Below are 16246 nucleotides of genomic sequence, written 5' to 3'. Positions count from 1 at the left end.
AATATGATTGACCGAATTATAGAATTCTCGGTCAGGAATAAGCTTATAGTGGGGTTATTTGTCCTGTTATTGATAGCCGGCGGAATATTTTCTGCCAGCAAACTCCCTGTGGATGCAGTTCCTGACATTACCAACAACCAGGTGTTGATCATCACGGTTTCGCCCTCGCTGGCAGCACCGGAGGTGGAACGCCTGATAACAATGCCAACCGAAAGGCTAATGGCGTCGATGCCGCAGCTGAAAGAAATGCGTTCGATATCGCGTTTTGGCCTCTCCAACGTCACCGTGGTGTTTGACGATAATGTGGATATAACTAAAGCCCGCCAGCAGGTAAGCGAAAGGCTGAACCAGTTGAAAGGCATGATACCGCCGGGCATTGGCGAACCGGATATGGGCCCGGTAACTACAGGCCTTGGTGAGGTTTACCAATATTATGTGGTGCCGAAACCGGGCTATGAAAACAAATACTCCCTTACCGACCTGCGGACCATGCAGGAGTGGATTGTAAGACGGCAGCTGCTGGGTGTACCCGGTGTGGCTGATGTAAGCAGCCTTGGCGGTAAACTGAAGCAATATGAAGTAGTGATAGACCCGATGCGCATCAAAAGCCTGGGCCTTACTTTAGATGAAGTTTACTACGCCGTACAGCAAAATAATGAAAATACAGGTGGTGCTTACATTGAGCATGGCCCTAATGCCTACTACATTCGCACAGAGGGCTTAGCTACCTCGGTTGCCGACCTGCGGGCAATGCCCGTAAAAATGGTTAACGGCGTACCACTGAAGCTGGGCGATGTGGCTAATGTTGCCGAAGGCAGCGCCATCCGTTTCGGGGCGATGTACAATAACAAATATGGTGAAGTATCCGGTGCCGTAGTACTGATGCTTAAGGGAGCCAATGCGCTTTCGGTAGTAAAAGAGGTTAAGCTGCGGATAGAGGAGATCAAGAAACGACTGCCCGAAGGCGTTACCATCCTCCCTTATTATGAAAGGAGCAAAATGGTGGATAACTCGATATCTACCGTAAAGCGCAATTTAATAGAAGGAGCTTTGATCGTGATTTTTGTGCTGGTGCTATTCCTGGGTAACATCCGGTCGGGCCTGGTGGTGGCATCAGTGATTCCGCTGGCCATGCTCTTCGCGCTTATCGTGATGAATCTCTTCCATGTATCTGCCAATTTAATGAGCCTCGGCGCGTTGGATTTTGGTTTGATAGTAGACGGTGCCGTTATCATTGTAGAAGGTGTAATGCACCGTTTTAAAGAGAAGATCAGCGAACATGCCAACCCGGAATTTTCTCAGGACGAAGTGGATGTAGAAGTAAAAAGTTCAGCATCCCGTTTGATGAGCAGTGCCATTTTTGGCCAGGTGATTATCCTGGTGGTTTATCTGCCAATTTTAAGCCTGGAAGGTATAGAAGGAAAAATGTTCAGGCCGATGGCGGAGACCGTAGCCTTTGCCCTTGTTGGTGCATTCATCTTATCGCTTACCTATGTTCCGATGATGACCGCCCTGACGATGAAGAAAAAGGCAGAAAAGAAGAATGGCTTCTCGGATAAAATGATGGCGGCTATCCAAAAGCGGTATTCACCGCTGCTGGCAAAAGCTACCGGCCATCCAAAAACAGTCATTTTAATTGCTTTATTGCTGGTAGGCTCCTCTTACTTTGTGTTTAAAGGGCTTGGGGGCGAATTTATTCCGCAGCTGGAAGAGGGCGATTTTGCCCTGGATGCACGGTTTTTACCGGGCACATCCTTAACACAGACGATTAAAGGAATGGAGATGGCCTGCAAGGAGCTGGAGCGCTTCCCGGAAGTGCAGCAAATTACCTGCCGCATCGGCTCTGCAGAGATTCCGACCGACCCGATGTCGCTGGAACAATGCGACATGTTTATTACCCTTAACGATAAATCCACCTGGAAAACTGCTAACGATTATCAGGGGCTTCAGGATACCATTGGTAAGCGGCTGGCGCTGATCCCAGGTTTAAACGTAGGTTTCGAGTACCCTGTACAGATGCGATTTAACGAGCTGATATCAGGCGCCAAGCAAGATGTGGTCGTAAAGATCTTTGGCGACGATTTGCAGCAGCTGTCTACCCTATCTGGCAAGTTAAGTAGCCTGGTGAGCAAGGTAAAAGGCACCGCAGATGTTTATACCGAGAAGATAACCGGTTTACCGCAAATTGTGGTGCATTATAACCGTGCGGCATTATCGCAGTATAACGTTACGGTAAGCCAGGTGAACCATATTGTTAATGCAACCTTTGCGGGTATTAAAGCCGGCAGTATTTACGAGGAAGAGAAACAATTTGACGTGGTGCTGCGCATTGCCGATACAGCCCGCAGCAGCCTGGCTAATATCGGCACCCTTTTGGTGAATACCCCGGGCGGCAACCAGGTGCCGCTTAGTCAGCTGGCCACCATCGAAATAAAAGATGGACCAAATCAGATCCAGCGCGAGAATGCCGAGCGTAGGATCTCGGTTTCGTTTAACATCCGCGGTCGGGATGTTGAAGGTGTAGTAACCGAACTGCAGGCAGCGGTTCAGCAAAAACTAAAACTGCCAGCCGGTTACCACGTAGCATATGGCGGCCAATTTGAAAATCTCAACTCGGCAAAAAAGCGGCTGGCAATAGCCGTTCCGGCTTCGCTCCTTTTTATTTTCATATTGCTCTACTTCGCTTTTAATCAGTTCAAGGAGGCGCTGATCGTATTTTCGGCAATTCCGCTGGCTGCCACGGGGGGTGTATTCGCATTGTGGATGCGCGGGATGGCCTTCAGTATCTCGGCAGGCATTGGCTTTATTGCCTTGTTTGGGGTAGCTGTTTTAAACGGGATAGTTTTGATCAGTGAATTCAACCGACTGAGAAAAGATGGAATTGATGACCCTGACGAGCGGATAAAGCAGGGAACCTCAAACCGGTTACGACCCGTTTTAATGACGGCTACCGTGGCATCTTTAGGTTTTTTCCCGATGGCGATTTCCACCCATGCCGGTGCAGAGGTGCAGCGCCCGCTGGCAACAGTGGTAATTGGCGGTTTAATTACGGCTACGCTTTTAACACTGGTGGTATTGCCGGCCTTGTATAAACAATTTGCGTCCAAACCTGATCCGGAAGGAACAGAGAAAAACAAAAAGAACCCGATCAAACTGATATTACCTGTTTTATTGATCCTGACTGCTTTGACTGCACGCGCACAGTTGCCCCCTGGCAAACCGGTTACCGTTAATGAAGCGGTTAGCCAGGCAATCGCCAATAATACAACGGTAAAGGCGGCACAAAATCAAACGCTATCGTCACGGGCAAACCTGGGCAGTGCTTATGATATGGCCAAAACGCAGATCACCTTTGATGCGGGCAATATTAATAGCCCAAACAACGATAACCGCTTTGCTGCTACCCAAACGTTTGCCTTACCGGGCTACTATGCATCACAAAAAAAATACCTGAATGCAGAAACCGGTTATACCGCCTTACAGGAGGAGGTAATAAAAAACCAGCTGGCCTACCAGGTAAGGGACACTTATGTACAAATGACCGCCGCCATAGCCAAACTGGCGCTGCTGGCCGAGCAGGATTCTGTTTTTACCCAGGTGATTAAGCTGGAACAGCTGAGGTTTAACATCGGAGAAACTTCTAAGATCAACCTCACCAGTGCACAGGCCAAAGCTGGTATGCTGCGCAACCAGCGCCAGGTGGTACAAACAGAACTGGGCATTTTGCAAAATAAGCTACAGTTGCTGATGAACACCACTGAATTATATTTGCCTGCGGATAGCAATGTACCGGCCTGGCAGTCGGATTTTGTTCCCGATTCCGCATCTACTTTACAAAACCCGGAAATAAAACAGGTAAAGCAAAAAGTTGAAATTTACGACCGCAAAGTACAGCTCAACCGAAGTAAGGCGCTGCCAGAAATAAGTTTGAGCTACAGTAACCAAAGCTTTGTTGGCCCGGATATCAACAACGCCGCGCGAAGCTTAACCCAGGGTAACCGGTTTTCTTCGTACATGCTTGGCCTGCACATTCCGCTATTTTACGGGCAGTACCGTGCAGCCACCCGATCGGCAACGTACCAGAAAAAGGCGGCCGAATTCTCCCTTACGCAAAAGCAAGCCGAATGGCTGGGCCAATGGAAGCAAAACATACAGCACTACCGCCAGCAATTGCAAGCCCTGAGCTACTATGAAAACTTCGCCTCCAAGCAAGCGGCCGAATTGGTAAGGACCGCTAATCTTTCGTTCACAAACGGGCAGATTAGCTACCTGGAATGGGCTAACCTTTATAACCAGTCCGTTCAACTAAGAACCGACCGCCTGGAAGCGCTGCTGCAATTAGATCAAACCATCAATACGCTTTGGTATTACCAGGCACAAAAAGAAAAACCATGAAAATTCACCATATAGTCATTGCATTAATCCTGCTAAGCTCCTGCGGATCTAAGGAGGATAAGAAAGATAAGGAACGCCCCGCGCCGGAACAAAACAAGGCTAAGGGTAACACCATTTTATTTTCACCAGATCAAGTTAAAAATGGCGGTATAGATATCGGCGCCTTGCCTATGCACCGTTTATCAAGCACCATTCACGTTAACGGACAGGTGGATGTACCACCGGAGAACCTGATTGCTGTAAACGTGCCTATGGGTGGTTTCCTAAAACGTACCACCATGCTCCCCGGCGAACCTGTTCATAAAGGGCAGGTGGTGGCAGAAGTTGCCAACCAGGAATATATTACCATGCAGCAGGATTATTTAACCAGTATGAGTAAAATAACCTTTCTGAAGCAGGAACTGGAAAGGCAGCGGGTGCTGAGCCAGCAGCAGGCTAGTCCGCTAAAGTTGTACCAGCAATCGCAGTCGGAATATAACAGCGAACAGGCACAGGCCGCCGGACTAGCGCAAAAACTACGGATGATTGGGATCGATCCGCATAAACTTACCGCGGCTAATATCCGGTCGGTTATAGGGATCGTTTCTCCTATTTCCGGGTTCGTTTCCAAGGTAAATGTTAGTGTGGGCCGCTACGTTAACCCAACCGACGTATTGATGGAGCTGGTGAACACCAGCGACATCCACGCCGCACTAACGGTTTTTGAGCAGGACATGCCAAAGATCTCTATAGGCAATGGAGTAAGTATCAGTTTACCCAGCCTGCCGGATAAGGTATACCCGGGCAAAGTGATTTTAATTGGTCAGGCGCTGGATACCACTCACAGTGTTATTGTGCATTGCCACTTTTTAAAAACCGACAAGAATTTATTGCCAAATATGTTCTTGCAGGCATCAATAGAAACTAATCCGCAAAACATCACCGCGTTACCCGACGCTGCATTGACTAGCTTCGAGGGGAAAATGTACGCTTTCCTTGCAGATAAAAAAGGAAAGAACACCATATTCAGCATGGTGCCGGTTACCATTGGCATTAAAGAAAATGGCTGGAACGAAGTCCACTTCAACAAGCCGGAATTAAAAGATCGCCAATTTGTACTAAAAGGCGCTTTTTCTATTCTCTCTGCCATGAAAAATTCAGTTGAGGATGGCGGTTAGTTTTACCCTTTAAACAAAAAAAGCGTTGAAAATTCAGCGCTTTTTTTGTTTGATCTAAGGTTTGTAAACGGATATTTAATTAGCTTATCATCCCAATTCCCTGCCCATTTGGAGTTGATATGGCAACCGAGCATTGTTTATGCTAAAAACCAAAAAATTGCTTAAATTTCCGATGCCACTATAACATGAATCAGCTTTATGATGATTCGCAACTGCTGTTTGTACTAAACTCTTTAAGCAATAGGTTCATGAATTTAAAAGTTGACTTTTACTTTGCAAAGGCCAAAAAATGGCAGGAGGAAATTAAGCTGATGCGATCAATTGCCCTTAGCTGCCAGCTTACCGAAGAGTTGAAATGGGGTTGCCCTTGCTATACTTACGGTGATAATAACATCGTTTTGATCCACACCTTTAAAGATTACTGTGCCTTTTTATTTTTTAAGGGAGCTTTGCTGCTTGATGTCCATAAAATTCTTATTCAACAAACGGAGAATGTACAGGCGGCGCGCCAGATCCGGTTTACGGGGATAAGCGAAATACAGGAGGTGGAAACAGTGATAAAAGCCTATATCTACGAGGCGATAGAAGTGGAAAAAGCCGGTTTACAGGTAGCGTTAAAGAAAACCACAGAATTTGCAGTCGCCGATGAGTTCCGGACGAAATTGGATGAGCTGCCATTATTAAAAACCGCATTTGAGGCTTTAACTCCCGGGCGTCAACGCGGGTATTATCTTTATTTTGCTGCCGCCAAACAGGCTAAAACCCGTGAGGCCAGGGTGGAGAAATGTATTCCGCGAATTTTGAATGGTAAAGGATTGGAAGATTAATTTGGTTGAAGATGAGCAGTATTCCGCTGCATTTTTATTTGTGTTTGCCCATCAAGTAGCCAATAACAAGCGCGATAAAGATCAGGCCCCACCAGATATATTGCAATGTTTTTAGCATTGCTACCTTTTTTTCAAGCGCAAGCAGATCTGATTGGTGAGATAGTTTATCATTTTGCAGCCGCATATTTTGCTGCTGCAATTTGGTTAGGGTACTATTTACCTCTACTGGTTTTTCCAGCTCCTTGTGGAATTGGCCTAAAAAACCGCCAGCTTTTAAAAATTTATCGCCTTTAGGTTTCAGCACCAGTTTTTCGGGCAGGTCGTAATCGCCGTGTTTGCCGGTTTCTGCTACCAAACCTTCGCGAATGAGGATCTGAACCAAGGCAAAAGCCGAGGCCTCGTCCTGATCGAACAGGGTAAGCAATTGATTTCGCGTCAGGCTATCGGGGATGCCGAAAGCTTCGAGCATTGCATCCAGCATTTCACATTCGTATTCGTTCAGCTCGGTCATTTAAACAAAAATAGCAAATGAGTTTAAGTTTACGACTATTGTTCTCATTTTGATACCAATATTAGGGCGATCAATAAAATAGATGAGCTATATGACACGAATCCAGCTACTCCCTGAAGAGATTTAAACACAAAATCATTTTAATTTTAGGATTTTCTAGATATTTACGCCAACGACAGTAGAGAAAACTTGCTCCTGATATCAAAAAAGATAAGTCGGGCAGGCATCTTGATTATAGTAACATGATTTCATTCCTGCGGACTTTCTATTTCCGGGACTTTATAACTTTCCAAAGTTTCGTACAGCTGTTTTTTAATCTGTTTCACTAATATCTTTGGTCCAAGCACGCGCAGCTTTGATCCGAATCCAAGTAGCTCCCGCTCCAGCTCAAAATTAATAATTACACGGATGCTGAATATTTTGCCTTTTTCGTCCTCGCTTAATAACTGTTGTGTGTTATGCAAGGGCTTGGTGATTACGTAAGGTGCATTTTTTGCATCAACCCAAAAAACTACCTTCACATCACGCTGGCCGGGTGTTTTGGTTACCCCGATTACGTCATTATAATAAGTGGAAAAATCGATTATTGTATTTTCGATATAATCATCATCATGCGCGGTGATGGCTTGGATCCTGTCCAGCGCCAGGTTAAGCAGGGGTTTATACCGCTGGTGCGAGATGCCTAACACAAACCAACGGTTTCGGTACTCTTTCAGCAGGTATCCGCTAAAACAAAAAGTGCTGGCCTCGCGCGCCTTGAAAGATTGGTACGTTACGCACATTGTTTTCTTAGCTACGATATACTTGCGAATCACTTCCAGCCACTCCAAACCCTTTAGGTTATCATTCTTCTCAAAGTCGATAACCGGGGTGCTTTGTGTTTTCTGGCTGTAGATCTTATCCTCCAGCTTGCTCACCATCTCGTTCAGATCGGTAAAGTGGTTTAAGCCTTTAAACTGCTTTAATAAGCCCGAAACTTCGCTCAGCACCTGCATATCCTGCTGGTTTAACGGACTGTTGGTAATGCTGTAGTCCTTATCGCTATAGGTATAATATTTTTTATTAACCACAATAATGGGCGCTTCGTACCCCAGCTTATTGCTGCGCATCATCTCCATATCGGCTTGGACGGTACGGCGGCTTACACCCGTATCAATCCCCTGGTATTCGTAAATAGCAGCGCTGCAGGCGTCTATCAGATCATCCAGCGTCCATTTCTTAAAACGGTTTTGCAGGCACTGGTCAATAGTGCGGTAACGGATGAGAGCGTTGCGGTTAACAGGCATGGTTGTCTGAATCAGAATTTTCAGAATTCAAAAATGAACAGAATTTAGCTTCCAGGGTTCATTCTGTAAATTCTGATTCCGACAATTTACAATTTATTTTTAACTACGCAAATACACTGCGCACTTGATGTTTCTCTTTGTACTGTCGAAAGGCTGAACGCGTTCACGAACGCCCCTCTCCTGATCTGGGGAGAGGGTTTTTGGCCCGGAGAATTTAAATTTTTAAATTACAAACTCAATATAATGAGAAAAGAAAATATCACCAAAACACTCCCCCTTCAGGGGGCCGGGGGGCTTAAAATAGGCAACAACGAGTTAAAGGCATTAGGTATTAACGATGTGGAGATACTGGTGAACTTTGGCCGGGTGGCCAGCGGTTTACTTAAACACGGCGTAATGCCGAAGGCTGAAATACTCGCTAACCTGGAAGCCCTGATAGACGACCCGATGCCCTACGCCCTGAAGAAAGGCGGCAAGTTTAAAAACCTGGCCGATGACGTGATTGCCTTGCGTAAGGAAGGCAAGTTTGTAAAGCAGGAACGCAACAACTTTAAGCTGAAAGAGGAGATTGCCGAGTTCCCGGTGTGGGGACTGCAAAACATTGAGGTGGGTGCCTTAGCGCAAATGCGTACCGCCATACAGTTGCCTATTGCCGTGGCAGGGGCTTTGATGCCCGATGCCCACCAGGGCTACGGCCTGCCTATTGGCGGCGTGCTGGCTACCACGGCCAATACCATTATCCCCTTTGCTGTGGGTGTGGATATTGCCTGCCGGATGTGTTTGAGCATATTCGATCTGCCTGCCGAAGCCATCGATACCGAAACGGACAAGCTGAAGAATATGCTGGTGGATAACACCTACTTCGGGATGGGGTGTACCACCAAATCTTACTTTGACAGTTCCTTGTTCGATAGCAAAACATGGAACGAAACCAAAGTGATCCGTTCTTTAAAAGATAAGGCTTATGCGCAGTTGGGTACCAGCGGTACCGGTAACCACTTTGTGGAATGGGGCGAATTAACTATAGCCGAAGGTGCGTTGGAAAACATCCCTGCCGGCAAATACCTGGCACTCCTCTCCCATTCCGGCTCCCGTGGGTTTGGCGGTACCGTGGCCGACCATTACAGCAAAATTGCCATGACCAAAACCAAGCTCCCTGCCGAAGCCAAACATTTGGCCTGGTTAGATCTGGATAAGGACGAAGGACAGGAATACTGGATAGCCATGAACCTGGCCGGCGAATATGCCAGCGCCAACCACCACGAGATCCATAACAAAATTGCCCGCGCCCTGGGTGTAAAGCCGATGAGCAGGATTGAGAACCACCACAACTTTGCCTGGAAAGAGCAACTGGCCGATGGTACCGAAGTAATGGTACACCGTAAAGGCGCAACCCCGGCCGGCGAAGGTGTATTAGGCATTATCCCCGGCAGCATGAGCACGCCAGGCTTTTTAGTCCGCGGCAAAGGCGACGCTTCTTCTATCAATTCTGCGAGCCACGGTGCAGGCAGGGCCATGAGCCGAAGCGCAGCGTTTAAGAGGCTGGACAAAGCCGCTATTGCTGCCAATTTAATTGATAAACGCATCACCCTGATGGGCAGCGACATGGACGAAGCGCCAATGGCTTACAAGGATATCCACACCGTAATGGCAGCACAGCACGATTTGGTAGAAGTACTGGCTAAGTTTGAGCCGAGGATTGTAAGGATGGCGGATGCGAGGGAAAGGCCGGAGGATTGAAATAGCGTATGGCAGTTCGCGGTTGTCAGGCTGCAGCTAAATTCCTACCCGGGGAGCGGTGCTGAAAAAGAGCGTAGTGGCAGAGACGGGTTTGCCATCTCCACCATGTAATTCGTTGTTTTGTAAAGTAGGCGCAGGAGTACTTCGGTTAGGTTCTGCCCCGCTATCGGCTGCAAGGCCTCATTAGTGCGGGCTTAACACTGCTATCGGGTTTAGTGGGGGGGTACGGGGGCCGGACCCGTAGCACGGATGCCGCCAGCGAGAGGCTGTCCAAATATCAAATATTAAAAAGATAAATTAACTTATCCAAATCTTCAATAGTTTTACAATTTGGTACAAGGAATTTATTTTTACTTGCTTCTGCTATTTGTATCTCGTAAGTGTTATTCTTTTCAATAGCTTTTACTTCTACAGTCCTTAAAGTCAATTCCAAATAGTCAAATAATTTAGAATTGTCAAACCCTCTATCAATTAATTCATCTTTCGTAATCATTTACAAACTTACAGATTTGCACTTAAAATTTAAACTCCAGAACTCCGAAAATTTCTCGTATTAGCTCTTAACTGGCGCTAGTAAACCTCCCAACTGATGAGAGGAATTTCAATATCATCTTGTCAATGGCGAATAAGCACGAGTGCGCCTCACTTTATCAATCGGCCGCAAACCGCGCCAGCATGAGAAGTCGGGGGTAAATAGAATCTAATCCTATGGGGTTAAATTAGCGTTGCTCTCACGTGAGTTACAATTTTCGCACACTTCCCAGAGTTTTTAAATAAGGTTGCGAGGAAACTATCTGGATATTCTTGATCGATATAAGTACGAATTACCCTTATGACTTCTTTGGTTACGATTTCAACATTAATCAAATTAGGTTCAAAGTCTATTTTTTCCAGAGAGGGACGGACTCCTAGTTTAGTAATTGTTAGCATCTCAATCATTCTATTCCCTTGCACTAATAGCCCATAACTTCGGCCTGATCGTTTTGGAAGTTGCTGAATCTCTTTATTAATGACTTCCTCAATAATTCTGACTAGTTTAACTGAATTGTAAACGTAATAGCCAGAAATATTCGGGTTAAAAATTTGTTTATAAATTCCTTTATCGATATTTTCCCAAAATCTACCAATCCCGCTTTTGGCTTGCACTGCCAAAGTGGATATTCCTGACGCGCAAGCTAGAGAGACAGTAGCTTCAGAAAGATCGAACGACTTCTTACCCGAAGCATAACTTTCCGATCGCATTACGTTATACTCTATGCCATCCATAGCAAGCTCCATTTTTATTCTAGTTTGTTCTGGATCCTGAGAAACAAAATCTCGATTTTCAATTCTATTTTGACGGTTATTTGTACGGGTTACGTCTTTCCCGAAGTCTAAAGGAGCTTCCGATAGTTGGATAACTCGGGCACTAATTTTGACTTCGTCTAATGTAACTGAAGGTGAATGGCTTGAGAAAAATCTTCCGATTGTGCTTACGGTTTGAGCCCCGTTTACAATCCTTGCGTTAATGAGTTTAAAAGATCCAAACTCGCGCGAACCGCCGCCTGCCATTGTTTTGTCAATTCGATCACAAGTTATTGTGATCCCATTATTATAATACCAAAAAAGGCTTTGATTTTCTTTAAGCGTTTTTTGAATTTCTTCATTGACGTCAGTTACTCCAAGAGATTGCCTGAGATTGCTGGTAAATAACAATTTATTATGTGTTGCCCACCAATTGCCTATTTCTGTACCAGATGCCATACCATAGTAAGCTTTATAAGGCTCCGTTACCTGCCCCCAGTTAGATAAACTTATTTCAATGTCAACTCTCTGATCGGCAGCACTCTTGCCTAATGTGTTGTACACTTTTGATTGGTTCATTCGTACAAAGGTTACTATTTGTTCCGAATTGTCATCGCCAATATTGTTCATTTCGTTTAGTAAGTCATCTATATGCCTAAGAGCGTGCACACCAAGACTTTGTGCTAAGAATGTATCGATAAATACAATTCTACATTTGACATCATATGCGTTTAGAGCACTTTCAATAAGTCTTTGCTTCTTCTTTATTTTATTATTAAAGCGATCAAAACTTGATTCAAACAAATCTCTAATTCCTTTAGTGAAGCTTGCAATTTCAGTAGAATTTGGTTCACCGGTTCCTTCCTGACTTAATTTGGATTGAACAATTAAAACTTGTTTCTCAATAGGCGAGTAATAGAATGCATCGATACCATTATCATCTCCGCCATCTGTAACAGCTTCAGCCGCCTCTTTTGCCGTACATTCAACATTTGAATAAACCGCGAAAGCAGCCAAACATCTCGTTGCAATCTTATGTTCCCGCTCTTTATCAGTCGCTTTTAAATCGGAAAGGTCTAAATGTTCTTCAAATAATGCTGTGATCTTACTTTTTATTTGGTTAATATGTAATTTGCTCATGCGAAAAGGTTTAAGCTAATATAAGACAACTTTTTATTTTCTATCAATAATTCATACCGGAAGTATTAATTATTATACCCATCCTGGCGCGAGTATGCAGCGCAGGCCAGTGGGCGGCGTACTCGGGCCTAACCAATCAACTCGTAATAGCCGGGATTGTAGAAAAGCCGGAAGCTACCTGCATAGCAACTCCCATCCTGGCGCGAGTATGCAGCACAGACCGTGGGCGGCGTACTCGTGCCTGACCAATCAACTCGTAATATACGGGATTGTAGAAAAGCAGGAAGCTATTTGCATAGCAACTCTCCAGTTATCCCCGTTTGCCGGGTTTAATTAAAGTAAATAGTTTGATCCTCTGGTTATGCAGGCGGAATTCACGAGTACTCCAAGCTCGTTCCGACGCTGCATACTCGCGCGAGTCAAGGGGCGCCAGTGTCGTGTTAGCTGCAGCCCATTCCATTTCGGGTTTATTTTTTCTTTTTGGGTTTTGGTGAAGGTAATTCGTTGAGGGAAATGCTGACTAGTTCACTTAACCAATCGCTATTTTCAATTTTTTCTTCTATCAGGAAACTTGATTTTGCTCCTTCGTATGGTGGTGCTTCAATCACATCACCAATAAATTCTCGCCCCGAAATGGTCGGTTTTATAAATAATTTGTTGTCGCATATCAGTCCGAATATTTTTCCGTCAGCGTAAATGCCATATTCGCCAAACATTTTTTTAGCGGTTATTTCTCCTGCATTTTTGATTTGGTCGATAACAAAGTCCACAAAATTTTGATCGGAAGCCATTGGTTAGGTTTTTAGTTGAATTGTTTAGTGTAAATTAAGCCAATAATATTTACAAATGGGTTTTTAATAGTTGCGTTATTAGTTCTCCGGCTGTCTAAATTCTACACTTGGACAGCCGGAAGATGGAGAGCCCTACAGTACGGTGACGACTCCGACCAAAGGCTGAATATTTATTGTAAAAACAAATAATTTCGACCTGTTGATTCTAACGAAGATTAGACCATTTCCCCAAAAAAATGATTACATCTTTAACTTTATTGCCGGGTTGAACCCTATTGCGCGCAAAATTTGCAAACATACTGTAATAGCAACTATCAATAGCGAAATAAGCAGGGCTATGATAAACGGAACAACTGAAAGGTTAATGCGGTAGGCGAATGTTTCCAGCCATTTTTCTGCTATCAAAAAGGCGATAACCCAAGCTAACACATTAGCAATTAAAACAATGTATAAAAAAGGCTTACTTAATGTTGCCGTTAATTGCTTTCCGTTTGCACCAAATACTTTTCTGATAGCGATTTCTTTCATGCGAAGTCTGATAGCTTGTGCTGCCGAAGCAAAAAAGCCCAGCGAAGCAATGAAAACCGAAAGGGACGAAAAAAAGATCAGCACAGCGCGTAACTGCTCTTGTTTTGTAAAAAGCTGACCGTATAGTTCGTCTAAAAAATGATAATTAAAATTGTCTCCGTCAAGTTTGTTAATGTTACTCCATTGGTGGTTTAAAGTTGCCAGCATAGCAGGTACAGCATTAGCGTTAGCACTTATCATGATTTGTGTTTTGGTTAATCCACCACCGGCATTCATCAAATACACAGTGGGTTGTACATTCTGTTCGAACCCATTGGATTTTACATCTTTAATTACGCCGATAACCCTGTAATTACCCCCACATCCGCTTACGGTAGTACCAATAGGGTTTGCTAAACCTATCGCATTTGCTGCCGTTTCGTTTATTACTGCATTTAAGGAATCAACGTGAAACGAAGAAGAAAATACCTGGCCTTCTTTTACCGCAATGTTTAAGGTTTGAAAATAGTCGTAATCAACTCCGATGGTATGCATGGCATAAGCCTTGCTTTGTACAGTAAATTCATAAGTTGCGGGGATGATTCCCCCCGGGACCGTGGTCGCAACAGTTACATTTTTCACACCGGGAATAGCTTTAATGCGACTTCTAACCGATTCAAACTTACCAGGGTCGTTATAAATACCAAGGTTATCTACATATACTACCTGCCTGGCGGTAAATCCGGGGTCTGCTGACCTCATAAACGTAACCTGTTGGTTAATAACAAACAGGATGATTATAAAACTTATGGCAAAGGTAAACTGAAGCACCGTTATACCGCCACGGATCCACGAGAAGGTATTGCCATTAGTAAACTGGTTGCCCCTAAGCACATCAACAGGTTTAAATCCGCCCATTACAAGTGCCGGGTAAACCCCAGCCAGTAAAGTAAGCGAAATTAATGTTAGCGCCAGCTGAGCGATAATGCTGACAGTTATGCCGGATATGAACAGATTCACCCCTAATAAGCTGTTAAAATACGGCAGGCCAATAACTACCAGCCCTAATGCGATAAATAATGAGAAAAGGCACTGCAAAAAAATTTCTGTCAGGAATTGTAAGATAATCCGCCCCTTAAGAATTCCGTTTACTTTTTTTATACCTACTTCTTTAGCGCGTTTGTTTGCTTGCGATATATATAAATTGGTAAAGTTAACACCTGTTACCAGCAAAATAATAATGGCCAGAGCCATCAGTCCCTTAACTATCTGGTCGTTTACATGAGAGCTGTAGTGAGGCCTTAAGTGAAGATCTGTTAAAGCGTCTAGATAAATAGCGGGTGTACCGCCAAGGCTCAGCCCTTGCCTTGCAACTTGGCTGGTATCTGCAAGCGCCGCCTCTTTATAAATCTTATCTATTTTTTTAGATAGCTGCGCTAAATTTGTATTGGGCTTTACCAATAAATAGGTTTGATAAATCTGGTTAGCATAGCTTTGGTCTTTGCCCTGGGTAATATCTTCGCTAAAGCCAATGCAATCAAAAACTAAATTTGTGTTGCCGGGTGTTACTTGTGCTACGCCGGCAACCGTCATTGGCATACCGGATCTCGACATCATATTTACTGTTCTATTTTGATAAGAAACGTTGCCGGGGAAAAGTGCGCCGGCTGTTTGTTTCGAGAGTAAAACTGTAGGCATTGCACCTTTGGGGGCTAAATTTATCCCCTCCCCTTTGATCCCTAATATTTTAGCGATAGAATAGTCGGCACCCACCCATTTCCTGATCAAAAACCTTCCCGATGGGGTAAAGAATGGGATCTGAAACAATGCTGTATTGGTACGCCCGGTTTCTTCAACTTCGGGGCACTGGCTTTTTATAGCTTGAGCCAATTTCCCTGGTGTGTACGGCGATGGGCCATTGGGCATTTCCCTTTCCACTAAAAATACCCGGTCGGCATTTTTATTCCACTTATCATACCCTGTTTCATAATCAACATAAAGGGTTACAAAAATAAATGCCGCCAAACCAAGTGCTAATCCGGCAATATTCAAAAAATTATACCACTTACCGTTTAAGAATGTACGAAAGGCGATTTTCATGTCGATGCTATTCATGTCGTAGTTTATTAAAGTTAGTAGTGGAAAGCAGTTAACCTTTTTACGCTCACATTTTGAGCCAACAAGCTAAAGTGTTACGTGTTAACGAATTATTAGTCAATAGACTGTTCATTAACGAACAGTCCGTACGATTACGTTACAGTTTATTTGCTAATAAAAATGCTTTATATTTAAACTACAGCGATGAAACTTTAGAAATTTTCACTCAAGCCGAGTAGGAAAAATCAGGAAAAAAAATTGCATAAGGTTATTCATGCCTTTTGGGCATGGCAGATGGCCAATCCCTGCTGGGGCTAGGATGCAGCGCAGGCCGGTGGGCGGCGTACTAGTGTCTAGACTATCAACTCGTAATAGCCTGGTTTGTAGAAAAGCCGGAAGCTACCTGCAAAGCAACGTTCGAGTTATCCTCGTTTGCTGGGTTTAATTAAAGTAATTCATTTGACCCGCTGGTTATGTAGGCGAAATTCACGAGTACACCACGTTCTTTCCC

At 44.4% G+C, this 16246-nt stretch carries 10 protein-coding genes; 4 read left to right on the top strand and 6 right to left on the bottom strand.

All coding sequences use genetic code 11. From position 1 onward, the window contains the following. The first annotated feature begins 3 nt into the window (after nt 1-3). The 3 genes from A0256_14680 to A0256_14670 all read left to right on the top strand — a co-directional run bounded on the left by A0256_14680 (nt 4) and on the right by A0256_14670 (nt 6379). Nucleotides 4-4395 carry an acriflavine resistance protein B gene (locus A0256_14680; GenBank protein AMR32580.1) on the top strand — a complete coding sequence of 1464 codons (4392 nt, stop codon included), beginning with the start codon at nt 4-6 and terminating at the stop codon, nt 4393-4395. Next, nucleotides 4392-5552 (top strand): hypothetical protein, encoded by a 1161-nt coding sequence (locus tag A0256_14675; GenBank protein ID AMR32579.1) that lies wholly within the window; start codon nt 4392-4394, stop codon nt 5550-5552. The genes A0256_14680 and A0256_14675 overlap by 4 nt, the downstream gene beginning before the upstream one ends. A 185-nt stretch (nt 5553-5737) precedes the next feature. Beyond that, the gene (locus A0256_14670; protein AMR32578.1) at nt 5738-6379 is read left to right on the top strand and encodes a hypothetical protein; all 642 of its coding nucleotides are present in this window, start codon (nt 5738-5740) and stop codon (nt 6377-6379) included. A 34-nt stretch (nt 6380-6413) separates the two neighbouring features. Here the strand turns inward: A0256_14670 and A0256_14665 are convergent, their stop codons facing one another. Then, nucleotides 6414-6890, bottom strand: a complete 477-nt coding sequence (locus A0256_14665; protein AMR32577.1) for a hypothetical protein — start codon at nt 6888-6890, stop codon at nt 6414-6416. Between the two features lie 248 nt (nt 6891-7138). Further along, nucleotides 7139-8176 carry a WYL domain-containing protein gene (locus A0256_14660; protein AMR32576.1) on the bottom strand — a complete coding sequence of 346 codons (1038 nt, stop codon included), beginning with the start codon at nt 8174-8176 and terminating at the stop codon, nt 7139-7141. A 243-nt stretch (nt 8177-8419) separates the two neighbouring features. Here A0256_14660 and A0256_14655 point away from each other — a divergent pair, with 243 nt between their 5' ends. After that, nucleotides 8420-9916: an RNA-splicing ligase RtcB gene (locus A0256_14655; protein ID AMR32575.1), complete on the top strand. Its 1497-nt coding sequence runs from the start codon at nt 8420-8422 to the stop codon at nt 9914-9916. Between the two features lie 277 nt (nt 9917-10193). Here A0256_14655 and A0256_14650 read toward each other — a convergent pair whose 3' ends face one another. The 4 genes from A0256_14650 to A0256_14635 form a co-directional block, all read right to left on the bottom strand. After that, nucleotides 10194-10409 (bottom strand): hypothetical protein, encoded by a 216-nt coding sequence (locus A0256_14650; protein AMR32574.1) that lies wholly within the window; start codon nt 10407-10409, stop codon nt 10194-10196. A 221-nt stretch (nt 10410-10630) separates the two neighbouring features. Beyond that, complete coding sequence (locus A0256_14645; GenBank protein ID AMR32573.1) at nt 10631-12340, bottom strand: hypothetical protein; 1710 nt, start codon at nt 12338-12340, stop codon at nt 10631-10633. A 467-nt stretch (nt 12341-12807) separates the two neighbouring features. Continuing rightward, nucleotides 12808-13131 carry a competence protein TfoX gene (locus tag A0256_14640; protein AMR32572.1) on the bottom strand — a complete coding sequence of 108 codons (324 nt, stop codon included), beginning with the start codon at nt 13129-13131 and terminating at the stop codon, nt 12808-12810. A 240-nt stretch (nt 13132-13371) separates the two neighbouring features. Then, nucleotides 13372-15738, bottom strand: coding sequence for a hypothetical protein (locus tag A0256_14635; GenBank protein AMR32571.1), 2367 nt, complete (start codon nt 15736-15738; stop codon nt 13372-13374). Between the last annotated feature and the right edge of the window lie 508 nt (nt 15739-16246).

It is taken from the genome of Mucilaginibacter sp. PAMC 26640 (genome assembly GCA_001596135.1).
Classification (GTDB): Bacteria; Bacteroidota; Bacteroidia; order Sphingobacteriales; family Sphingobacteriaceae; genus Mucilaginibacter.
The sequence above is the reverse complement of the archived record's forward strand: the minus strand, read 5'-3'. Positions and strand labels throughout refer to the sequence as shown.